The organism is Leifsonia sp. 2MCAF36, from assembly GCF_052115525.1.
Lineage (GTDB): Bacteria > Actinomycetota > Actinomycetes > Actinomycetales > Microbacteriaceae > Leifsonia.
In genome coordinates this window covers 136,595-159,223 of sequence record NZ_JBFRGV010000006.1, presented here as the reverse complement: position 1 = coordinate 159,223, position 22,629 = coordinate 136,595, and the positions used below count along the sequence as shown (strand labels likewise).

20 protein-coding genes are annotated in these 22,629 nt (G+C 69.6%); 18 read left to right on the top strand and 2 right to left on the bottom strand.

From position 1 onward, the window contains the following. The first annotated feature begins 12 nt into the window (after nt 1-12). From AB4079_RS10845 to hemW, 4 genes are read left to right on the top strand one after another with little or no spacing between them, the layout of a single operon-like run. A complete protein-coding gene (locus AB4079_RS10845; RefSeq protein ID WP_441787303.1) occupies nt 13-1,233 on the top strand; it encodes an amidohydrolase in 1,221 nt (406 codons plus the stop codon). Nucleotides 1,234-1,284: 51 nt separating this feature from the next. Further along, nucleotides 1,285-3,135: a translation elongation factor 4 gene (lepA, locus tag AB4079_RS10840; RefSeq protein ID WP_441787302.1), complete on the top strand. Its 1,851-nt coding sequence runs from the start codon at nt 1,285-1,287 to the stop codon at nt 3,133-3,135. A gap of 32 nt (nt 3,136-3,167) precedes the next feature. Further along, nucleotides 3,168-3,833 carry a DUF1990 family protein gene (locus AB4079_RS10835; protein ID WP_441787301.1) on the top strand — a complete coding sequence of 222 codons (666 nt, stop codon included), beginning with the start codon at nt 3,168-3,170 and terminating at the stop codon, nt 3,831-3,833. Further along, entirely contained in the window at nt 3,833-5,068 is a 1,236-nt protein-coding gene (hemW, locus tag AB4079_RS10830) for a radical SAM family heme chaperone HemW (RefSeq protein WP_441787300.1), read from the top strand. Before AB4079_RS10835 ends, hemW begins: the two co-directional genes overlap by 1 nt. A gap of 13 nt (nt 5,069-5,081) precedes the next feature. Here the strand turns inward: hemW and AB4079_RS10825 are convergent, their stop codons facing one another. Next, nucleotides 5,082-5,462 carry a DUF4870 domain-containing protein gene (locus tag AB4079_RS10825; protein WP_441787299.1) on the bottom strand — a complete coding sequence of 127 codons (381 nt, stop codon included), beginning with the start codon at nt 5,460-5,462 and terminating at the stop codon, nt 5,082-5,084. Nucleotides 5,463-5,552: 90 nt separating this feature from the next. Next, complete coding sequence (locus AB4079_RS10820; RefSeq protein ID WP_441787298.1) at nt 5,553-6,116, bottom strand: DUF4870 domain-containing protein; 564 nt, start codon at nt 6,114-6,116, stop codon at nt 5,553-5,555. Nucleotides 6,117-6,273: 157 nt separating this feature from the next. Here AB4079_RS10820 and hrcA point away from each other — a divergent pair, with 157 nt between their 5' ends. The 14 genes from hrcA to AB4079_RS10750 all read left to right on the top strand — a co-directional run bounded on the left by hrcA (nt 6,274) and on the right by AB4079_RS10750 (nt 22,617). Beyond that, nucleotides 6,274-7,296 carry a heat-inducible transcriptional repressor HrcA gene (gene hrcA / locus AB4079_RS10815; RefSeq protein ID WP_441787297.1) on the top strand — a complete coding sequence of 341 codons (1,023 nt, stop codon included), beginning with the start codon at nt 6,274-6,276 and terminating at the stop codon, nt 7,294-7,296. A 66-nt stretch (nt 7,297-7,362) separates the two neighbouring features. Then, nucleotides 7,363-8,478: a molecular chaperone DnaJ gene (gene dnaJ, locus AB4079_RS10810; protein WP_441787296.1), complete on the top strand. Its 1,116-nt coding sequence runs from the start codon at nt 7,363-7,365 to the stop codon at nt 8,476-8,478. 11 nt (nt 8,479-8,489) lie between these two features. Continuing rightward, a complete protein-coding gene (locus AB4079_RS10805; RefSeq protein ID WP_441787295.1) occupies nt 8,490-9,218 on the top strand; it encodes a 16S rRNA (uracil(1498)-N(3))-methyltransferase in 729 nt (242 codons plus the stop codon). Nucleotides 9,219-9,258: 40 nt separating this feature from the next. Then, nucleotides 9,259-9,627, top strand: a complete 369-nt coding sequence (locus AB4079_RS10800; protein ID WP_441787294.1) for an HIT domain-containing protein — start codon at nt 9,259-9,261, stop codon at nt 9,625-9,627. Then, on the top strand, nt 9,614-10,711 hold the full coding sequence (locus AB4079_RS10795; protein WP_441787293.1) for a PhoH family protein: 1,098 nt from the start codon (nt 9,614-9,616) through the stop codon (nt 10,709-10,711). The genes AB4079_RS10800 and AB4079_RS10795 overlap by 14 nt, the downstream gene beginning before the upstream one ends. Before the next feature lie 29 nt (nt 10,712-10,740). Then, nucleotides 10,741-11,202, top strand: coding sequence for an rRNA maturation RNase YbeY (ybeY, locus tag AB4079_RS10790; RefSeq protein ID WP_121260820.1), 462 nt, complete (start codon nt 10,741-10,743; stop codon nt 11,200-11,202). Between the two features lie 8 nt (nt 11,203-11,210). Next, the gene (locus AB4079_RS10785) at nt 11,211-12,662 is read left to right on the top strand and encodes a hemolysin family protein (protein ID WP_441787292.1); all 1,452 of its coding nucleotides are present in this window, start codon (nt 11,211-11,213) and stop codon (nt 12,660-12,662) included. Then, complete coding sequence (gene era / locus AB4079_RS10780) at nt 12,659-13,552, top strand: GTPase Era (protein WP_441787291.1); 894 nt, start codon at nt 12,659-12,661, stop codon at nt 13,550-13,552. The genes AB4079_RS10785 and era overlap by 4 nt, the downstream gene beginning before the upstream one ends. Nucleotides 13,553-13,636: 84 nt before the next feature. Beyond that, nucleotides 13,637-15,556, top strand: a complete 1,920-nt coding sequence (locus tag AB4079_RS10775; protein WP_441787290.1) for a sensor histidine kinase — start codon at nt 13,637-13,639, stop codon at nt 15,554-15,556. Continuing rightward, nucleotides 15,553-16,266 carry a response regulator gene (locus AB4079_RS10770; protein WP_441787289.1) on the top strand — a complete coding sequence of 238 codons (714 nt, stop codon included), beginning with the start codon at nt 15,553-15,555 and terminating at the stop codon, nt 16,264-16,266. The genes AB4079_RS10775 and AB4079_RS10770 overlap by 4 nt, the downstream gene beginning before the upstream one ends. Nucleotides 16,267-16,497: 231 nt before the next feature. Further along, the gene (locus tag AB4079_RS10765) at nt 16,498-17,253 is read left to right on the top strand and encodes an ABC transporter ATP-binding protein (RefSeq protein ID WP_441787288.1); all 756 of its coding nucleotides are present in this window, start codon (nt 16,498-16,500) and stop codon (nt 17,251-17,253) included. Beyond that, nucleotides 17,250-18,695: an FtsX-like permease family protein gene (locus AB4079_RS10760; RefSeq protein WP_441787287.1), complete on the top strand. Its 1,446-nt coding sequence runs from the start codon at nt 17,250-17,252 to the stop codon at nt 18,693-18,695. The genes AB4079_RS10765 and AB4079_RS10760 overlap by 4 nt, the downstream gene beginning before the upstream one ends. A gap of 263 nt (nt 18,696-18,958) precedes the next feature. Beyond that, complete coding sequence (locus AB4079_RS10755) at nt 18,959-20,119, top strand: alpha/beta hydrolase (protein ID WP_441787286.1); 1,161 nt, start codon at nt 18,959-18,961, stop codon at nt 20,117-20,119. Continuing rightward, on the top strand, nt 20,116-22,617 hold the full coding sequence (locus tag AB4079_RS10750; RefSeq protein ID WP_441787285.1) for a bifunctional lysylphosphatidylglycerol flippase/synthetase MprF: 2,502 nt from the start codon (nt 20,116-20,118) through the stop codon (nt 22,615-22,617). Before AB4079_RS10755 ends, AB4079_RS10750 begins: the two co-directional genes overlap by 4 nt. Nucleotides 22,618-22,629 lie beyond the last annotated feature (12 nt).

Sequence of the window (22,629 nt, the reverse complement as noted above, 5' to 3'; positions counted from 1 at the left end):
TAGGCTCGATCCATGACTTCCACCACCATCGCCATCGTCAACGGTTACGTCGTCCCGGTCTCCCAGGAGCCCATCGAGAACGGCGTCGTGCTCGTCCGGGAGGGCGTCATCGAGGCGGTCGGTGCCGCGGGTGACGTGACGGTGCCCGACGAGGTGACGGTGGTGGATGCGGCGGGCAAGTGGGTCCTCCCCGGCTTCATCGAGTCGCACGGGCACGTGGGAATCCACGAGGAGGCCAACGGTCCGGCCGGCGACGACACCAACGAGATGACCACTCCCAACACGGCGGCGGTTCGCGCGATCGACGCCATCAACATCGACGACGAGGGCTTCCGCGACGCGCTCTCGGGCGGCGTCACCGCGGTGGTCGTCAAGCCCGGCTCCGGCAACCCGATCGGCGGCCAGACGGTCGCGATTAAGACCTGGGGCGGCCGCATCATCGACGAGCAGGTCATCCACGAGGCCGTGAGTGTGAAGTCCGCCCTGGGCGAGAATCCGAAGCGGGTCTACGGCGGCAAGAACCAGACGCCGAGCACCCGCCTGGGTGTCGCCATGATCATCCGGGAGGCTTTCGTCGCGGCCCAGAACTACCGCACCCAGCGCGACAACGCCGAACTCGAGGGCAAGCCGTTCGACCGCGACCTCTCCAAGGAGACGCTGGTGCGGGTGCTCGACGGCGAACTCGCCTGGGATCAGCACACCCACCGCCACGACGACATCGCCACCGCTCTGCGGCTCGCCGACGAATTCGGCTACCGGTTGGTCGTCAATCACGGCACCGAGGCGCACAAGATCGCCGACGTGCTCGCGGAGCGCGACATCCCGGTGATCTTCGGGCCGATGTTCACCTCGCGATCGAAGGTCGAACTACGCGACCGCGCGATCGCCAACCTCGCCGTGCTCGCCAGAGCCGGCGTCCGGGTCGCCATCACGACCGACCACCCGGTGGTGCCGATCAACTTCCTCATCTACCAGGCGGCGCTCGCGGTGAAAGACGGGCTGCCGCGCGAGACGGCGCTGGAGGCCCTCACGGTGAACCCCGCCGCGTTCCTGCGCCTCGACGACCGCGTCGGCTCGCTCACTCCGGGACTCGACGGAGACGTGGTCATCTGGTCCGGCGATCCACTCGACGTGAACTCGCGAGCCGAGCGCGTCTTCATCGGCGGCGCGGAGGTCTATCGCTGGGAAGACGGCCAGGGCCGCGTGGTGGAGCGCGGCGAGCGCTTCGCCTGACCCGACACCGCGTGCCCGCGCACCGGGCGTTCATGGAAGAATGGCCGAACGATGTCACCACGAGCTCTTCAGGCCCTCGAGCCCGCCGCGACCGACCCGGCCTCCCTCCGCAACTTCTGCATCATCGCCCACATCGACCACGGCAAGTCGACGCTGGCCGACCGCATGCTGCAGATCACCGGCGTGGTCTCGGACCGGGACATGCGCGCGCAGTACCTCGACCGCATGGACATCGAGCGCGAGCGCGGCATCACGATCAAGAGCCAAGCGGTGCGCATGCCGTGGGCGGTGGAGGGACAGACGTTCGCCCTCAACATGATCGACACTCCCGGGCACGTCGACTTCACCTACGAGGTGTCCCGTTCCCTGGCGGCGTGCGAAGGTGCCATCCTCCTGGTCGACGCGGCGCAGGGAATCGAGGCCCAGACCCTGGCCAACCTGTACCTCGCGCTCGAGAACGACCTCACGATCATCCCGGTCCTGAACAAGATCGACCTCCCGGCCGCCGACCCCGACAAGTACGCGGCCGAGCTGGCCAGTCTGATCGGCGGTCGCCCCGAAGACGTGCTGCGCGTCTCGGGCAAGACCGGGATGGGCGTGGAGGCGCTCCTCGACCGCGTCGTCGCCGAGATCCCCGCACCGGTCGGCAACGCCGACGCGCCGGCCCGGGCCATGATCTTCGACTCGGTCTACGACAGCTACCGCGGTGTCGTCACCTACGTCCGAATGATCGACGGCAAGCTGCAGCCGCGCGAGCGCATCCAGATGATGTCGACGAAGGCCACGCACGAGATCCTCGAGATCGGCGTCTCCTCGCCCGAGCCCACCCCGTCGAAGGGCCTGGGCGTCGGCGAGGTCGGCTACCTGATCACCGGCGTGAAAGACGTCCGCCAGTCCAAGGTCGGCGACACGATCACGACTGCGGCGAAAGCCGCCACGGTCGCGCTTCCTGGCTACACGGAGCCGAAGCCGATGGTCTTCTCCGGTCTCTACCCGCTCGACGGCAGCGACTATCCCGAGCTGCGCGAGGCACTCGACAAGCTGAAGCTGTCCGACGCCGCCCTCGTCTACGAGCCCGAGACCTCCGTGGCTCTCGGTTTCGGATTCCGCTGCGGCTTCCTCGGCCTGCTGCACCTGGAGATCATCACCGAGCGCCTGTCCCGCGAATTCGGCCTCGACCTCATCACGACGGCCCCGAGCGTGATCTACGAGGTGACGACCGAAGACAAGAAGACGGTCACCGTCACCAACCCGAGCGAGTTCCCCGGCGGCAAGATCGAGAAGGTGGAGGAGCCGGTCGTCAAGGCGGCCATCCTCGCGCCCAAAGACTACGTCGGCGTCATCATGGAGCTCTGCCAGGGCCGTCGCGGATCCTTGCTCGGCATGGACTACCTCGGCGAGGACCGCGTCGAGATCCGCTACACGATGCCGCTCGGTGAGATCGTCTTCGACTTCTTCGACCAGCTCAAGTCGAAGACGGCCGGCTACGCCTCCCTCGACTACGAGCCGTTCGGCGAGCAGGAATCCGACCTGGTGAAGGTCGACATCCTGCTCCAGGGTGAGGCGGTGGATGCGTTCAGCGCGATCGTCCACCGCGACAAGGCTTACGCCTACGGCACCATGATGGCCTCCCGCCTGCGCGAGCTGATCCCGCGCCAGCAGTTCGAGGTCCCCATCCAGGCCGCAATCGGCGCGCGCATCATCGCCCGCGAGAACATCCGCGCCATGCGGAAGGACGTCCTCGCGAAGTGCTACGGCGGCGACATCACCCGCAAGCGCAAACTCCTCGAGAAGCAGAAGGAGGGCAAGAAGCGCATGAAGATGGTCGGCCGCGTCGAGGTCCCCCAGGAGGCGTTCATCGCCGCCCTCTCCGGCGACACGGAGAAGAAAGAGAAGAAGTAGCGCGCGAACCCGGGTTCGCGAACCCCTCCGACATGGCGGAAGATGAATACATGCGCCGCTCGAGTTTCACCGACCAGCCCGTCACGTACGGGGCGGTCGGCGCCACCCAGGCGGCGGATCTGCTCTACTACCCGCCGAAGGGCTACAAGCCGCTCGAGCGCACCGTCCGGCTCGGCAGCGGGGACGAGCGGTTCGACGCCGCGGCGACCGCGTTGATGGCCTGGGGGGTGCAGAAGGGCAGCGGCATCCAGGTCACGGACGTCCGCGAAGGCACCGGCGTCCAGTACGAGGGCGTCGAGTTCGGACCCGACGGCACACCGATGCGGATGCGCGAGAACCGGCCGGAGGAGGACGTCTACGCCGACGACGGCACGCCGTTCGTCCGCAATGGGATGACCGCGGTGCTGAAGATCCCCTTCGGCCCGTTCCGGGTGACCGCCCCCGTCCGGGTCGTCTACGTCGTCGATGAGCCGCACCGCCGCGGCTTCGCCTACGGCACGCTGCATGGCCACCCGGAGAGCGGCGAGGAGCTGTTCCTGGTCGAACGGCGCGAGGACGGCACGGTCTGGTTCCGGGTGCGGGCGCTGTCCCGCCCGTCGAACGCCTTCTACCGGATGGCCGCGCCGATCCTGGCGACGGTTCAGCGACGCTACACCGCGAAGTACCTGCGCGCGTTGCACCCCGCGAGCTCCGCCTGATGCCCAGCGCTCTGCCCCTCGGCGACCCTGCGCCCGCAGACGGCCTGCTTCCGGCGACCGCCGCCGACGACGCGGACAGCCGCGGCTTCGGGGTCTACCTGCACGTCCCGTTCTGCCGGGTGCGCTGCGGCTACTGCGACTTCAACACCTACACGGCGACCGAACTCCGCGGCGTCTCGCAGTCCGACTACGCCGGCCACGCGGTGGGAGAGGTGCAGTTCGCGGCCCGGGCCCTGCACGCAAGCGGCATCCCCGACCGGCCGGTCTCGACGGTGTTCTTCGGCGGCGGCACCCCGACGCTCCTCCCGCCGGGCGACCTCGCCGCGATGCTCGGCGCCGTCCGCGACGCCTGGGGCTTGGCCGACGGCGCCGAAGTGACCACCGAGGCGAACCCCGACTCGGTGGACGCCGACGATCTGCGCCGCCTCGCCGACGCCGGCTTCACACGGGTGTCGTTCGGGATGCAGTCCGCCGTTCCGCACGTCCTCCACACCCTGGAGCGCACACACGACCCGGCGCGCGTCCCGCTCGTCGTCGGCTGGGCTCGCGACGCCGGCCTCCAGGTCAGCCTCGACCTCATCTACGGGACGCCGGGGGAGTCGCTGGACGACTGGTCGCGGAGCCTCGACGCCGCGCTCGCCTGCGAGCCGGATCACCTGTCGGCCTACGCGCTGATCGTCGAGGCCGGCACCAAGCTCGCCCGGCAGATCCGCTCCGGCCAGGTACCCGAGCCGGACGACGACCTCGAGGCCGACATGTACGAGTTGGCCGACCGCCGGCTCGCCGACGCCGGCTACGACTGGTATGAGGTCAGCAATTGGGCGACGGATGCGGCCCACCGCTCGCGGCACAACCTGGCCTACTGGCTGGGGCACGACTGGTGGGGGATCGGGCCGGGCGCTCACAGCCACGTGGGCGGTGTCCGCTGGTGGAACGTCAAGCATCCGGCGGCCTACGCTCAGCGCGTGCTGGGCGGCGAGTCGCCGGCGGCGGGCCGAGAGACCCTCGGCCAGGAGACCCGTCACGTGGAGCGCGTGCTGCTTCTCAGCCGCATCCGCGAGGGCGTCCGGACCACCGAACTCGGCGATGCAGGCCGCCACGAAGTGCCCGCCCTGATCGCCGACGGCCTGATAGACGGACGAGCCGCCCTCCGCGGGTCGATCGTGCTGACCCTGCGGGGGCGGCTCCTGGCCGACGCGGTGGTGCGCCGGCTGCTGGCGGACGAAGCCGCTTAGCGCAGCTGGACGCTCAACTGACGAACCGGATCGCGATCGGGTACGTGTAGAACTCGCCCTGGTTCGCCTTCACGGCCGCGATGATGCTGAACACGATGTCGAGCACCCAGGCGGCGAGGATGATGAAGATTCCGACCACCACGATCGACAGGATGCCGCCCACCACGTAGGCGATGAAGATCGTGATCTGGAAGTTCAGGGCGGTCGCCGTGTGTGCGCGGATGAAGGGGCCGCGGTCCTTCAGCACCAGGTAGCCGATGAGCGCCGGGATCCAGCTGAACAGGATCCCGCCGACCTGGACGAGTGTCGCCCAGAGCTTCTCGTCTGCGGGGCTGAGTTGTGCGGCGCCACCGTACGGCTGCTGGGGCGGGGGCGGCGGGGGTGTCGCGGACATGGTGCGGTTCTCCTCTGGTTGGCCGGGTGGGCGCGGTCGGCCCCAGCCTAGGGCGCGAGGCCCGAGGCTGAAAGAGCCTGAACGCGTCGACTACTTGATGAACCGGAAGTTCATCGGGTAGCGGTACGTTCCACCGCTGTTCACCCGGACGAAGCCGAGGATCGAGAACACCAGGTTGACGATGTACAGCGCCCACGGGATCAGCAGACCGAAGAGCAGGTAGCCGAGCCCGTACGTGAAGCTGCCGATGATGATCCCGATGATCTGCGACGCCACCCAGGCGAGGATCCAGGTGATCTGCCAATTGAGGGCTTCCTTGGCCTCCTGATTGGTGAGCCGGCCGCGGTCCTTGAAGACCAGCCAGATGATGAGCGATGGCAGGATCCACAGGATGCCGCCCAAGTGTGCGAACGACGCCCACTGCTTGTCCTGCGCGGCGTCGAGGGGTGCCGCCGCTGCCGCGTAGGGCTGCTGCGGTCCACCGGCCGGCTGCGCGTAGGGCTGCTGCGGCGGGACATTCGAATACGGCTGCTGCGGCGGGACACCGCCGGGCTGCTGCGGCGGGACGCCGCCCGGCTGCTGCGGCGGGACGCCGCCCGGCTGCTGCGGAGGGACGCCTCCCGTGGGGTCGGACGGCTGGTTCGGGTCTGTCATTGGCGGAACCCTTTCATGATCGGTTGCGAGCGTGTCGAACCGTTGCACATAAGGTACTGCTGCCGTGTCTCAGCCAGCAATCACCCTCGTGGTGTTTCCTCGCGGTAGGATTGGCACTCAGGAAGCGTGAGTGCTAATCGGTCGACGGGAGGCGGGGATGGTTTCGGAACGCAGCCTCGAGGTGTTGCGCGTCATCGTCCAGGACTATGTGGCGTCGCGCGAGCCGGTCGGATCGAAGAGCATCGTCGAACGGCACTCGTTCGGCGTGTCGGCGGCGACCATCCGCAACGACATGGCCCTGCTCGAAGAGGAGGAGCTGATCGCGGCTCCGCACACTTCGTCCGGCCGTGTCCCCACCGACAAGGGCTACCGCCTGTTCGTCGACCACCTCGCTGAGATGCGCCCGCTCACGCCCGCGCAGCGCACGGCGATCGAGACGTTCCTGGGTCACTCCGCCGACCTCGACGACGTGCTGTCCCGCACTGTCCGCCTGCTGTCACAGCTCACCAACCAGGTGGCGCTGGTGCAGTACCCCTCGGTCGCGCGGTCGCGCATCCGTCACATCGAGCTCGTGGCCATGTCGCCGCGCAGGCTGCTCAGCGTGCTCATCACCGACTCCGGGGCGGTCGAGCAGCGTGTGATCGAGTTGGCCTCCGAGCTGAGCGATGAGGACGTGGCCGAGGTGCGCGGCGCCATCAACGGCGCGGCGGCCGGGCTGACCCTCGCCGAGGCGACCGCGCGCCTGCGCGAGCTGCCGTCGGCTCTCACCGACCGCAGCCGTGCGCTGGTCGAACCGGTCGCCGGGGCTCTGCTCGACCAGATCGCTGCCAACCGGCAGGAGAAGCTGGTCATGGCGGGCGCCGCCAACCTGGTCCGCACCGAACTCGACTTCCCCGGCACGATCACCCCGGTGCTCGAGGCGATCGAAGAACAGGTGGTGCTGCTCCGCCTGTTCGACGAGATGGCGACCGACCAGCACGGCGTCGCCGTGAGCATCGGCCGCGAGAACGCCGGCTTCGGCCTGACGGAAGCATCCATCCTCTCCAGCGGTTACAGTGCGGCGGGGTCCGATGTGGCCCGCGTCGGCCTCCTCGGCCCGCTCCGCATGGACTACTCCAGCAACATGGCGGCCGTCCGCGCCGTCGCCCGATACCTCTCCCGGATGCTCGGCGAGCAGTAGCCTGCACCGCATCCACTCGCAGAACCCAGTACACAGCACTCGATCGAGAAGAAGGAACAGCCCCACGTGGCCGACCACTACGAAGTCCTGGGCGTCGAGCGCGACGCCAGCCCCGACGACATCAAGAAGGCGTACCGCCGGCTCGCGCGGGAGCTCCACCCGGATGTGAACCCGAGCGCCGAAGCGCAGGAGCGGTTCAAGCTCGTGACGCACGCGTACGACGTGCTCAGCGACCCGCAGCAGCGCCAGCAGTACGACCTCGGCGGCTCGGGCGGTTTCGGCGGTGGGGCGGGCGGAGCCGACTTCGCCGGGTTCAGCGACATCTTCGAGACGTTCTTCGGTGGCGGCGGGGGAGCGGGCCGCGGCCCGCGGTCGCGGCGTGAGCGCGGTCAGGACGCCCTGCTGCGCGTGGAGGTCGACCTGGACGAGGTCATCTTCGGCACGCATCGCGACCTGGAGGTCGACACGGCCGTCGTCTGCGAGACCTGCAACGGCTCCTGCTGCCAGCCGGGCACCCAGCCGGTGACCTGCGACATCTGCCACGGCACCGGCAGCATCCAGCGCTCGGTGCGCTCGTTGCTCGGCAACGTGATGACCTCGAGCCCGTGCGGCACCTGCCGCGGGTACGGCACCGTCATCGCGACGCCGTGCGTCACCTGCCAGGGCCAGGGCCGTGTGCGCGCCCGCCGCTCCGTTCCGGTGGACATCCCAGCAGGCGTCGACACCGGCCTCCGCCTGCAGATGCCCGGCAGCGGCGAGGCCGGCCCTGCCGGTGGCCCCAACGGTGACCTCTATCTGGAGATCAAGGTCAAGCACCACGAGATCTTCAGCCGGGACGGCGACGACCTTCTCTGCACGCTGGAGCTGTCGATGACGGATGCCATCCTCGGCACCACGGCGACCGTCAAGGCGCTCGACGGCGACATCCGCCTGGAGCTGAAGCCCGGCACGCAGTCCGCCGACATCATCAGCGTGAAGGATCGCGGCATCACCCACCTGCGCGGCACCGGCCGCGGCGACCTCCGCGTCGGCATCCAGGTGGTCACCCCGACGAAGCTCGACCACAAAGAGAAAGAGCTGATCAAGAAGTTCGCCGCGACCCACAAGGCGGCGCAGCCCTCGCTGGCGCACTTCCAGCAGGGTCTGTTCGCGAAGCTCCGCGACCGCTTCCTCAACCTGTAGCACTGCGAGCGATGGCGTCCCTGTATCTGCGTGAGGACCTCGACGACGTCGAGGTCGGCGCCCGGCTGTCGTTGAGCGGCGCCGAGGCGAAGCACGCGGCGACCGTCAACCGGACCCGGCCGGGCGAGTCGGTGCTGATCGGCAACGGCCGCGGTCTGGTGGCGTCGGGCGAGGTGCTCGTGGCGACGAACACCGAGCTGACGATCGACGTGGAGGCGGTGTCGCGCGTTCCACGCCCGACACCAGCGATCACGCTCGTGCAGGCGCTCGCGAAGGGCGACCGTGACGAACTGGCCGTGCAGGCGGCCACGGAGCTCGGTGTGGATGCGGTGCTGCCGTGGGCGGCATCCCGCTCGATCTCCCGGTGGGAGGGCGCGAAGGTCGCGAAGGGCCGTGAGCGCTGGGCGACCATCGTGCGGGAGGCGGCCAAGCAGTCGATCCGCGCCTGGACGCCCGAGGTGGGTGAGCTGGCGACGACCAAGCAGCTCGCGTCGCTGACGGCGGGCGCGCGCGTTCTCGTGCTCGAACCGGACGCCGAGGCGCCGCTGACGGCCATCCGACCGGATGGCCGCGACCTCGTGCTCGTCGTCGGACCCGAGGGCGGCATCGCGCCGCAGGAGCTGGCGGCATTGCGTGACGCCGGCGGCGAGCTCGTGCGCCTCGGCGACACGGTGCTCCGCACCTCTACCGCCGGCCCGGCCGCCCTCGCCGTCCTCAACGCCGCGCTCGGGCGCTGGTGACCCCAGCCGCGTTGTCGGCGTGCGCGAATAGGATAGGGATATGGCAGACACGGAGCGTTCGATCTTCTCGCGGATCATCGCGGGCGAGATCCCGGCCGATGTGGTGTTCGACTCCGACCGGCTGATCGCGTTCCGCGACATCGCGCCGAAGGCCCGGTTGCACCTGCTCGTCGTCCCCAAGACGGAGGAGTACCGCGACGTCGCGGAGCTCGCCGCGGGCGACCCGGGGCTGCTGGCCGAGCTCGTCGCCACCGCGAAGCACCTCGCAGAGGAGCACTCGGACGGCGACTTCCGGCTCATCTTCAACACCGGCGCCGGAGCGGGCCAGACCGTGTTCCACGTCCACGCACACGTCCTCAGCGATAACGGCGGCGAAAGCCTCCGGGAAGGATCTCTTGCCGAACTCTGAATCGACCCAGGGCGCCTCGAACCCGGGAGAACAGGCGGGCGCCGAAGCGCGCCTGAGCGTCGACGGCATCCAGATGGTTCGTCTGCTCGGACCGCAGGACCGGCTGCTCACCACGCTGGAGCGGCAGTACCCGCTCGTCAACGTGCACGTGCGCGGCAACGAGATCACCCTCACCGGTGATGCGACCCAGGTCGCCGCCGCCGAGCGCCTCGTCCAGGAGTTGCTGGAGATGGTCCGCAACGGCCAGGAGCTCTCGCCCGCCGAGGTGACCAGCTCGGCGCGGATGCTGGGTACCGACCTGAACCTCAGCCCGTCGGATGTGCTCGGCCAGGCCATCCTGACCGCGCGCGGCAAGAGCATCCGACCCAAGACGCTCGGGCAGAGCCAGTACGTCGACGCGATCGACCACAACACGATCGTCTTCGGGATCGGCCCGGCCGGCACCGGCAAGACCTACCTCGCCATGGCGAAGGCCGTCCAGGCGCTGCAGCGCAAAGAGGTCACCCGGATCATCCTGACCCGCCCGGCCGTCGAAGCGGGCGAGCGTCTGGGCTACCTGCCCGGCACGCTCACCGACAAGATCGACCCCTACCTGCGCCCGCTGTACGACGCGCTCAACGAGATGATGGATCCTGACCTCGTACCCAAGCTGCTCGCCGCCGGGACGATCGAGGTCGCACCGCTCGCCTACATGCGCGGGCGGACGCTGAACGACTCGTTCATCGTCCTCGACGAGGCGCAGAACACGACGCCGGAGCAGATGAAGATGTTCCTGACGCGTCTCGGCTTCAACTCCAAGATGGTCGTCACCGGCGACATCACCCAGGTCGACCTCCCGAACGCCGCCAGCGGCCTGCGGCTCGTGACGCGGGTGCTCAACGACATCGACGACATCCATTTCGCCCGCCTCACCAGCGACGACGTGGTGCGCCACAGCCTGGTCGGGCGGATCGTCGACGCGTACACCGAGTACGACGCGCGCCAGCAGGCACGGCACTACGAGCGGGAGCAGGCGGCCGAGTTCGCGAACCGCGCCGAGCGCCGCGGCGGCAGCCCGCGCGATCACCTCCCCAAGCGCCGATAGACCGACACGGAAGCGACGATAGGGCCGCAGTGAGCATCGAGATCAACAACGAGTCCACCATCGAGGTCGACGAAGCCGCCCTCCAGCGGCTGGCGACGTACGCGTTCGACATCCTGCACGTCCACCCGGACGCCGAGCTGGCGATCGTGCTCGTCGACGAGGCCGCGATGGAGCAGCTGCACGTGCAGTGGATGGACGAGCCCGGCCCCACGGACGTGCTCAGCTTCCCCATGGACGAGCTTCGGCCGGGCACCGAGGAGGAGCCGTCGCCGGCCGGGCTCCTCGGCGACGTCGTGCTGTGCCCGCAGGTCGCGCAGGTGCAGGCGGAGACCGCCGGACACTCGCTGATGGACGAGCTGCTGCTCCTGACCACGCACGGCATCCTCCACCTGCTCGGCTTCGATCACGCGGAGCCGGCGGAGGAGCGCGAGATGTTCGCGATCCAGCGCGACATCCTCGTCGGCTTCGCCCGCTACGACCGACAGCGCTAGGAGCCGGGATGCTGCAGGCGCTGTTCTTCATCGTCGCGTTCCTGCTGGTTGCTTTCGGCGGCCTGATGGCCGCCGTCGACTCCGCCCTGGCCGTGCAGTCGCGCGCCGACATCGCCGACCTGGCGGAGACCTCGCGCGCGAAGAAGTCCCTGCGGGCGATCGCGGAGGACCCGGGCGCCTACCTGAACGCGGTCAGCTTCACCCGCCTCCTCGCGGAGACGACGGCCGCGGTGCTGGTCACGCTGGCGTTCGAGCAGATCTTCGCCGAATGGTGGGTCTCGCTCATCGTGGCCGCGCTCATCATGACGGCGGTGTCGTTCGTGCTGGTCGGCGTGAGCCCGCGCAGCGTCGGCCGGGCCAACTCCACTGTCCTGCTGCGGCTGGCCGCGCCCATCGTGCGCTTCGTCCGGGTCGTGCTCGGACCCATCCCGGGCGGACTGGTCGCCCTCGGCAACCGCGTGACGCCGTCGCGGGCTCGCTCGGCCCCGGTGACCAGTGAGGAGCAGTTGCTGTCGATCGTCGACGAGGCGACCGAGTTCGACGTGCTCGAGGAGGACGACAGGGAGCTCATCCACTCGATCTTCGAGTTCAACGACACGGTCGTGCGAGAGGTGATGATCCCGCGCACCGACATGATCACGGTGGATACGACCGCCGGTCTGGGCACCGCCATGGGCCTGTTCTTCTCGACCGGCGTCTCGCGCATGCCGGTCATCGACGGCGGAGACCCCGACGAGGTGATGGGCATCCTGTACCTGAGGGATGCGGCCAAGCTGAGCTTCGAGCGTCCGCTCGGCGCGGACGACCTGACCGTCGGAGACCTGGCGCGGCCGGCCCTGTTCGTGCCCGAGTCGCAGAAGGCCGACGCCCTGCTGGCGCAGATGCAGCGCGAGTCGAACCACCTGGCGATGGTGGTCGACGAGTACGGCGGCATCGCGGGCCTGGTGACGCTGGAAGACCTCATCGAGGAGCTGGTCGGCGACATCTCGGACGAGTACGACCACGAAGTGGCGCTCATCCAGCCGCTCGGCGAGGGCCGCTACCGGATGGCGACCCGGCTGCCGATCGACGACCTCGCCGAGCTGTTCGACATCGAGATCGAGGAGGAGGATGTCGACAGTGTCGGCGGCCTCGTCACGAAGGCACTCGGCCGGCTGCCCGAGGTCGGGTCGACGGTCAAGGTGCACGGGTTGCGGTTCACCGTGGATCGCATCGAGGGCCGCCACAAGCATGTCGCGTCGGTGCTGGTGGAGCGGGATGTCGCCCTGCTTCCGCAACCCAGCCGTGACAGTGGGAGCGTGCCCATGCCGAAGGACGAGGACCGCCCGGACCGCCACGGCACCGACCGGCACGGCAGCGACCGTGGCGGCGACAGGCACGGCAGCGACCGTGGCAGCGACCGGCACGGCAGCGACCGTGGCGGCGACAGGCGACACACCACCCAGGAGAGCAGATCGTGACCGAGTACCACGCCGGATTCGTCTCGTTCGTCGGCCGCCCCAACGTGGGCAAGTCGACGCTGACCAACGCCCTCGTCGGCGAGAAGGTCGCGATCACGAGTTCCAAGCCGCAGACCACCCGCCGCGCCATCCGCGGGATCGTGCACCAGAAGGACGGCCAGCTGATCCTGGTCGACACCCCGGGCATCCACCGCCCGCGCACCCTGCTCGGCGAGCGACTGAACACGCTCGTGCAGTCGACGCTCGGCGACGTCGATGTGATCGGGTTCTGCGTGCCCGCCGACGAGAAGATCGGCCCGGGCGACCGGTTCATCAACGAGCAGCTCGACGACTACCCGCGGGCCAAGAAGGTCGCGATCGTGACCAAGGTGGACGCGACGTGCAAGGCTCAGGTCGCCGAGCAGCTGCTCGCCGTGTCGGAGCTGCGGGAGTGGGACGCGATCGTGCCCGTGTCCGCCGCCGACAACATCCAACTCGAGACGTTGACCGACGAGCTGATGAAGCTGCTGCCGGCGTCGCCCGCGCCGCTCTATCCGGACGAGGCCATCACGGACGAGGGGATCGAGGACCGCATCTCGGAGCTGATCCGGGAGGCGGTGCTCGAAGGCGTCGACGATGAGCTGCCGCACTCCCTGGCGGTGACGATCGACGACATCGTCGAGCGCGAGGACAAAGACCTGGTCGAGGTCTACGCGAACCTGTTCGTGGAGCGCGACAGCCAGAAGGCGATCGTGATCGGGAAGGGCGGCAGCCGGATCCGCGACGTAGGAGCGACCGCGCGCAAGCCGATCGAGGAACTGCTCGGGAGGCACGTCTTCCTGTCGATCCGGGTGAAGGTCGCAAAGGACTGGCAGCGCGACCCGAAGCAGCTTGGGCGGCTCGGGTTCTGAGGCACGCTGAGGCGTGCTACATCCCGAGGATGATTCCTGGCCGCTGGGAGGCGAGCGTGGCAGCCCGGCCCGTACGGTAGAGGCATGCCCTCCCGTCGCCGACTCCTGAGCGCGCTCGCGCCGCACCGCTGGGTGCTGGAGCCGGCGCTTGCGGTGGCGCTGTTCGCGGCATGGTTCGTCACCGGGCTGCCGTACGACATGTCGGCCGCGCTGGCACTCGTCTTCTACTGCGCGGCTGTCGCAGTGTCGCGCATCCTGCCCACTGTCGCGCTCGGGCTGCTGTGGGTGGCGGTGCTGCTGGAGCTGGCGGAGCAGGACTCGATGGGCGGAGCGTTCCGTGTGATCGCGTCGATCGCGGTGGTGGTGGCCTTGGTGGGAGTGGCCGCCCACGGCGGCCGCGTGCTGCGGTGGCTCGACTTCGCCTCGGCGATTCTGGTCGCGCCGGCGATGGCGTACCTGTTCACGGTTCGAGGTGACCTGAAGTTCCCGCAGTTCGGGCCGGTCATCGCGGGCTACTACACGAGCCAGGGGATCGGCTTCGTCCTGATGAGCCTGCTGCTGGCGGTGATCTTCGTTGCCGCGTGGCTGCTGGGCTTCCTGGTCGCTCGGCAGCGTGCGGCGCAGACGGCGGTCACGGAGGCCTCACCGGCCGCAGGCGCGCGACGGATCGGGGGCGGCCGGCAGGGTCCGTCCGTGCTGGTCTGGCTCGCATCCAGCGGGGGTGCGGACGTCACCGAGGATGACGCCGACCGCGCCCAGCTGGTCCGGCGTCTCACCCGGACGCAGCTGACCGTCGACATCATCGGCGCGGTCGCCTTCCTGGTGTTCTGCCTGATCGCGGGCGAACAGGACCGGGCGGCCTTCGTCGTGCTCACCGCCTTCTCCGTGGCTGTGGCCCTCCGCCGGATGTCCCCGGCGGTCGCGCTCTCGATCGCGTGGCTCGCGGCCGTCCTCCAGATGACGACCGGCCACAGCATCCTGGTCAGCGACCTGGGAGTGCTGATCGTGCTGTACGCGACGGCGGCCTACGGCGACCGGGTCGTTCGGGCGGCCGGACTCATCTCGGCCGGCATCGGCGCCTTCGTCGCTGCCCTCTACCTGACCGTTACCGCAGCGGTGGCGCAGGGCTACTACGACCTGCTGTCCAGCGCGATCGCCAGTGTGGCACTGCAGTTCGCCTTCCTCTTCGTGGTGAGCGTCACCGTGCTCGGGCTGTCCTGGGTGCTCGGCCTGCTGGTGCGCACCTGGCGGAACGCGCGCGCCGCACGGCGGGCACGCGACGCGGCCGAGCTCGACCGCGACCGGGCCGTCGAAGACGTCGTGGTCGAGCAGGAGCGCACCCGGATCGCCCGGGACATGCACGACGTGGTCGCTCACTCCCTGGCCGTGGTGATCGCGCAGGCCGATGGAGCCCGGTATGCCCGGCACAACGACCCCGATGCGGTGGATGAGGCACTTGCCACCATCGCCTCCACCGCGCGCTCGGCGCTCGGCGACGTTCGCGTGCTCCTGGCCGAGCTGCGGCAGTCGCATCCTGCCGACCCCGATCGACCGCCGGGCGCGCACGACGGTCCGCAGCCCTCGCTGGCCGACCTCGACCAGACGGTCGAGCACATCCGGTCGGCCGGCCTGCCGGTCACCCTCGAGCGCAGCGGGGCGCTCGACGCGTTCGGCTCCGCTCAGCAGCTCGCCGCCTTCCGCATCGTCCAGGAGGCGCTCACCAACGCGCTCCGGCACGGCGACACCGGCCGTCCGGCCAGCGTCGTGCTCGCCGCCGCGCCCGCCGACCCAGCGGCCGGCCGTGTGCCCGGCCTCGTCATCACCGTGAGGAACACCATGAAAGAAACCACCCCCGAGCCCACCACGACTGGTGCCCTGCAGCGCGTCGGCCACGGACTGCCCGGGATGCGCGAGCGCGCGTCCCTCGCCGGCGGGTCGCTGACGGCGGGTCCGGAGGGCGGCGAGTTCGTGGTGACCGCGTTCCTGCCGGGGGTGGCAGCGTGAGCGGCGGAGGGACGGGCGCGACGAGCGGCGCCGCGACGGGCACGCGCATCCGGGTGCTGCTGGTCGACGACCAGCCCTTGTTCCGGGCCGGCGTGCGGATGCTGCTCAGCTCGCAGGGCGACCTGGAGTTTGCCGGCGAGGCGGGCAACGGCCAGGAGGGCGTGCGCCTCGCGGCCGAGGCCCGACCGGACGTGGTGCTGATGGACATCCGCATGCCGGTGATGGACGGCATCGCCGCAACCAGCGCGATCATCGCCGACGCGGAGCGTGCCGGCCGGACGCCGCCCCGGATCGTGGTCTTGACGACATTCGACCTCGACGAAGCTGCGGCGCGTGCGATCCGCGGCGGCGCGAGTGGTTTCGTGCTGAAGGACGCCGAACCGGAGTTCCTGCTCGCCGCGATCCGCACAGTGCACGCCGGCAGCGCGGTGATCGCCGCAGGGGCCACGCGAGAACTGTTCGAGTACTTCTCGTCCGCCCAGCCGACCCGGCCGGAGCCGGCCGAGTTCTCCTCCCTGACCTCGCGGGAGCGGGAGATCTTCGTCCTCGCCGCCCGCGGCCTCAGCAACGCCGAGATCGCGGGCTCGGAGTTCCTCAGCGAGGCGACCGTGAAGACGCACATCTCCCGCATCCTCGCCAAGCTCGGGCTGCGCGACCGCGTCCAGATGGTCGTCTACGCCTTCGAACACGGGCTGACCGCCGCCGAGTAGCGTCGCCTCCCGTCGGAGATCCGCCGCCCATCGTCGGAGGACTCGCTGCGAGTCTCCGACGCACCGCGGCCCGCCGGAGATCGCGGCCAGTCCGAGTCCGAATCTCCGACCGACGAAACTCGGGGCGGTCGGGGGCGGACCGCACAGACATCCCACGTCATCCTCAGGGAGGACACAGGATGGGCCCGTCGCCCGATCCGGCGGCCTCCGCCGCTCCCTAGCGTTGATCACATGGACCTCACTCTCACCGAAACGGTGGCCCGCGTCGAAGCGGCGACCAAGACCTACGGCGCCGGCCCCGGACGCGTCAGCGCGCTCGACGACGTGACCGTCGGCATTCCGGCCGGCCGGTTCACGGCCATCATGGGGCCGAGCGGCTCCGGCAAGTCGACCCTGATGCACGTGATGGCGGGACTGGACTCGGTCACCCGCGGCCGTGTCTTCCTCGGCGACACCGAGATCACCCATCTCGGCGATGCCGAACTGACGGTGCTGCGCCGTCGCCGCGTCGGGTTCGTCTTCCAGGCGTTCAACCTGGTGCCGACCCTCGATGTACGCGGGAACATCCTGCTGCCGTTCGAGTTGGACGGCCGGCGGCCGACCCGGCAGGAGTCCGAGCGGGTCGACCACCTCATCGACACTCTCGGCCTGCGCGACCGGCTCACCCACCGGCCCCACGAACTGTCGGGCGGGCAGCAGCAGCGCGCCGCCATCGTCCGCGCGCTGGCCACGCGGCCGGACCTGGTCTTCGCTGACGAGCCGACCGGCAACCTGGACTCGCGCACCGGTCGAGAGGTCCTCACCGTGCTGCAGGATGCGGCGCGCACGTCCGGACAGAGCATCGCCATGGTCACCCACGACCCGATCGCGGCGAGCTTCGCCGACCACATCGTCTTCCTCGCCGACGGCCGCGTCGTCGCCGAGCGGCCGCAGTCCAGCGCCGAGGAGATCTCCTCGTTCATGCTCGGGATGGAGTCGCGCGCGTGAGTCGGCCCTTCTCCGCGTTCCGGGCGAACGCACGCGATCACCGGGCGGGCATCCTGGTCGCGGCTCTCAGTTCGGCGTTCGGCGTTGCGCTGGTCGGCGGCGTGAACATCCTGGACGCCTACATCGGCGCATCGCAGGTGGGGGAACACGGCAGCGTCCAGGTCGCCCTCGCCCTCGTCGCGGGCATCTTCTTCGTGATCGCCGTCTACGTCGGGGCGATCGTCACCACGAACACGTTCGCGACGGTCATCGCCGGTCGCACCCGCACGATCGCGCTGCTCCGGCTGATCGGCTCGAGCGCGCGTGCGCAGAGGAGGTCGGTGGCGGGGGAAGGGCTCGCCGTCGGGCTGATCGGCGCGCTGGTCGGCGGGGCGGCGGCAGCCGCGCTGGCGCTCCTCGCCGTCCGGCTTTTCGTGGCGACCGGGACCCTGCCCGATGTGACCTATCCGGTGCTGTCGCCTGCGATGGTCGGCCCCGCCGTGGTCGTCGTGTTGACGACCTGGCTCGCGTCCTGGATCGGGAGCCGCCGGGTGCTCTCCGTGACACCCGTGCAGGCGCTCGGCGCGGCGCAGGAACGCCCGGCGCAGGTCGTCCGTAGCCGCGCACGACTCGGGGTTTCGCTGGGCCTCATCCTGAGCGGTGGCGCTCTTCTCACGCTGGGGCTGCTGCTCGGTCTCGGTGTGTTCCTGCGGGCCGGTTCGCTCCTCGCCGACCTCTCGCGTTACGGCGTGCTCATCGCGATGCTCGGCGGCGTCCTCTCGTTCACCGGGATCGTGCAGGCGGCGCCGTTCTTCCTGCCCGCGGTCCTGCGTACCGTCGGCCTGGTCGTCGGACGCGGAGCGGCGGGCCGTCTGGCCGCCGCCAACGCCGTGCGGAACCCGGAACGGAGCTCGCGCACGGCGATCGGCCTGGTGATCGGCGTCACGCTGATCACCATGTTCGTCGTCGCCGCCTCGACCTGGCTGGAACTGATCCGGGAGGCGTCGGCGCGCGAGCCGGGCGTCTACGAGGGTGCAGCCCCGGTCATCGAGGGCACGCTGGCCGTCTTCACCGTCCTGGTCGGGTTCTCGGCGGTCATCGCGGCGTGCGGCGTGGTCAATACGCTGTCGCTGAGCGTGCTGCAGCGGGGCCGGGAGCTCGGCCTGCTGCGGGCGCTCGGTTTCAGCGCCGCGCAGGTGCGCAGGATGATCCTGGCGGAGAGCGCGCAGTTGACGGTCGCCTCGGTGCTGACCGGCCTCGTGCTGGGCACCCTGTACGGCTGGATCGGTGCTCAGTCGCTGCTCGGCATGATCCCGGGAGGCGGGCTCATGGCCCCGGTGCTTCCGTTGCCGTTCCTGGCCGCAATCGTGGTCGCCGCCGCGGCTCTTGCGGTGGTCGCGGCTCTCGCGCCGACCCGCCGGGCCACGCGGGTGTCGCCGGTGGAGGCGCTGGCGGTCGAGTAACCGCCCTGGAAGTTTCCTGAACTCTCACGGAGCCTCAGCTATCGGTGAACTGAGCCCTGAATAATGAAGCGTCCACCACCGAGCGCACCGACCTGAGCTTTCGAGAGGAATCCGCCCTGAACTGGCTCCTGACCCTGAGGATCGACAAGCCGCCGTTCCTCATCGCGCTCGATGTCGTCGCCGCCGCGCTCGCGCTGTACCTGCTGGTCCGCCCCACCTGGAAGCGCACGCTCGCGGGGCTGCTCGCTGCGCTCGGGGGCGGCTTGGCCGGGTGGTTCCTGGTGTGGCTGCTGACGGATGTGCTGGACCTGTTCGGTGTCGCCCTCACTCCGGTGACCACACTGTGGACGGCCCTCGGCTTCGGCGGTGTGAGCCTCGCGGTGGCGAACCTGTTCCGCTCGCGGTGGTGGCGGAAGCTGATCGCGGCTGTCAGCATCCCGGTGTTCCTCGTCGCCGCGTTCTGCGGGATCAATGCCGACTTCGGCGCTTACCGCAACCTGAACGACGCCATCGGCGTTGTGCCGTACAAGGCCCTCGACCTGCACTCGGAGAGGGGCCAGGTGATCGCTGGAACCGACTGGCGTGTGTCGGCGAACCTCCCTGCTGGTGACCCGCCGGTGGTCCCGCAGAAGGGCGAGGTCGGGACCGTCCACATCCCCGCCACCGTGTCGCGGTTCCCGGCTCGCGAGGCGGTCGTCTACCTGCCGCCCATCGCGCTCACCGCGAACCCGCCGGCGCTTCCCGTGCTGTACGCGCTGTCCGGCCAGCCCGGCGCGCCCGCCGACATGTTCACAGCGGGCGGCGTCGCCTCCGCGATGGATGCGTTCGCCGCCACGCACGGCGGGTACGCCCCGATCGTTGTCGCACCCGACCAGCTCGGCGGGCCTGGCCGCAATCCGATGTGCATCGACTCCCACGACTACGGCAACTCGGAGACCTATCTTCTGACGGATGTGCGGAACTGGGTGCGTTCGAACCTCCGCGTGAGCGGTGACCCGGCAGGATGGGGGGTGTTCGGCTACTCGCAAGGCGCCACCTGCGCCGTCCAGTTCGCGAGCAGCAGGCCGGACATCTTCGGTTCCGCGCTCGCCTCGTCGAGCGAACTCGGGCCGACGTTGGGGAATGAGGAGCTGACCATCAGCACGGGGTTCGGGGGATCGAAGGCGGCGTTCGAGAAGGCGCAGCCGGCGGCGCAATTCGTCGCGCACGCCCCTTACCATGACTCGGTCATGGTCTTCGGCGCTGGGGCGAACGACGCGAAGTACTCCGCCTTCGCACGGAAACTGTCCGAGGATGCGATGCGTGCGGGCGTGCACGCCGAGGTGCTCAGTTCACCCGGCACGGCGCACGACTGGAAAACGGTGCGCTACGTCCTCACACACGGGTTCCCGGTGATCGCGGAACAGCTGGGACTCGGTTCGTGACGCTGAAGGGTCTTCTCGAACGAATCGGACGGCTGATCGTCCGGCATCCGTTCACCACGGCGGTGACCCTGCTCATCCTGGTGCTCGCGCTGGTCACGGGTCCGCTCCGCGGCCCGCACCGCCCCCTCCGCGGCTGGCTGGGCGCCGGCGCGGTGCAGTTGCTGGACGGCCACTGGTGGTCGCCCTTCACCGCGGTGCTGTTCACCGACGACCTGGTCGAGCTGATCGTCGTCCTCATCCTCACCGTCGCGCTCGTCGGCGCCTCTGAGCGGCTGATGGGCACGTGGCGAACCGTGCTCGCCTTCTTCGGAACAGCGGCGGTCGGCGTGGTCGTCGGCGCCATCGTGCAGGTCCTGGCGAACGACATCGGGGAGCTCTGGGCGCGCAACGTGCACGGCCTGCTGGTGCTCGACGTCTTCACGGCGATCGGCGGCACTGTGATGACCGCGAGCGCGTTCGCCGGGACGCTGTGGCGGCGCCGCATCCGCGTGATCACCCTTCTCGTGGCGATCATGTACCTGCTCTACTCGGGCCTGCCCTCCGACCTCTACCGACTGCTGGCGGTGCTCACCGGACTCGCCCTCGGGCCGCTGCTGCGGCAGCGGAAGATCGTCGGGGACTGGCTGCGCAGTTCCCACCACGAGGTCCGGGTGCTGCTCGCGTCGGCGGTCACGATCACAGCGCTCGGACCGGTGATCGGTCTGCTCAACTCCACGCGCTACGGGATGCTGTCGCCGGTCGGGCTGCTGTTCAGCAACGAGGCGCCGAGCGCGTCCTCCGTCATCGAGCGCTGCCAGGCCTTCGCCGTGACCCGTCAATGCGTCCGCGATCTGACGCTGGAACGGATCAACGGGCTGGGGCCGGTGCTCCTCTCTGTGCTGCCCCTCCTGCTCCTGCTGGTCGCGGCGTACGGACTGCTGCGCGGGCGCCGGTTCGCGGTCTGGCTCGCGGTCGCGGTGAACGGCTTGCTCGCGCTGCTGTCAGCGCTCTACTACGGCATCCTGCCCGTCGCGTCGGCACGGCCGGTGGTGTCGGCGCGCTACTGGGAGATCACGGCCATCCTCGCCCTCTCGACCCTGGCGCCTCTGGCGATGGCCGTCCTGATGGTGGTCTTCCGTCGGCATTTCACGGTCATGCCGTCCGCCCGTGCGGTGCGCCGGTACATCGTGGTCGTGCTCACGACCGGCGTGGCGCTGATCGGCGTGTACGTACTCGTCGGCTGGCTGCAGAAGGACACCGGCTTCACGCGCCCCATCGACCTGGCAGACCTGTTCGACGACGTCCTGGAGCGCTTCATCCCGGTCAGCTTCCTGCGCCGCGAGCCGGTGCAGTACCTGCCGACCACTCCGCTGGCCACGGTGGTCTACCACAACATCGGAACGGTGTTCTGGCTCGTCGCGATCGTTGCCGCTGTCCCGGCGATGCTGGGCCGCGGACTGCGGCGGCGAGGAACGGGGGAGTCCGGGCACGTGCGTGAGCTGCTCCGCCGCGGCGGCGGGGACGCGATCTCGTTCATGGCGACGTGGCCGGGTAACTCCTACTGGTTCGATCCGGTGGGCGGCGGCGCGATCGCGTACCGGGTGGAGGGACGGGTCGCGCTGACGACAGGCGGCCCGTTCGGCGCGCCGACGCCGCACGACGGGGCGATCCAGGGATTCGCCCGGTTCTGCGACGACAACGGCTGGATCCCCGTCTTCTACAGTGTCGAGTCCCGCTACAGCGGGCTGTTCGAGCGCCTGGGCTGGTCGACGATGACGGTCGCAGAGGAGACCGTCATCCGGCCCCAGCTGTGGGCGACCACGGGCAAGAAGTGGCAGGACGTCCGCAGCTCGATCAACCGCGCCCAGAGGGCCGGAATCCGTGCGCGGTGGACCTCGTACGCCGGTCTCTCACTGTCCGCCGCCGTCCAGCTCTCCGACATCTCCGAGCAGTGGGTGGCCGAGAAGGATCTGCCCGAGATGGGCTTCACCCTGGGCGGCCTCGACGAGCTCCGCGACGCGGAGGTGCGGCTGATGCTGGCCGTCAACGAGGGCGACGGCCCCGAGCACGGCCGCATCGAGGCCGTCACCAGCTGGCTGCCCACCTACCGCAACGGCATCGTGATCGGCTGGACCCTCGACTTCATGCGCCGGCGGCCCGACAGCATCAACGGCGTCATGGAGTTCCTCATCGCCGAAGCCGCCACCAGGATGAAGGAGGACGGCATCGAGTTCATGTCGCTGTCCGCCGCACCACTCGCCCACACCGCCGCCACGCCGGACGGGGGACAAGACACCATGGATCGGGTGCTCAGCTACCTGAGCTCGTCGCTCGAACCGGTCTACGGCTTCCGTTCGCTGCTGAAGTTCAAGCAGAAGTTCCAGCCCGAGCTGCACCCGCTGATCATGGCCTACCCGGACCCGGTGACGCTGCCCGCGATCGGCATCGCGCTGGTCCGCGCGTACCTGCCGGAACTGTCCGTCCGCCAGGCGGCGACCTTCGTACGGGGCCGCTCGTGACCTCGGTCGCAG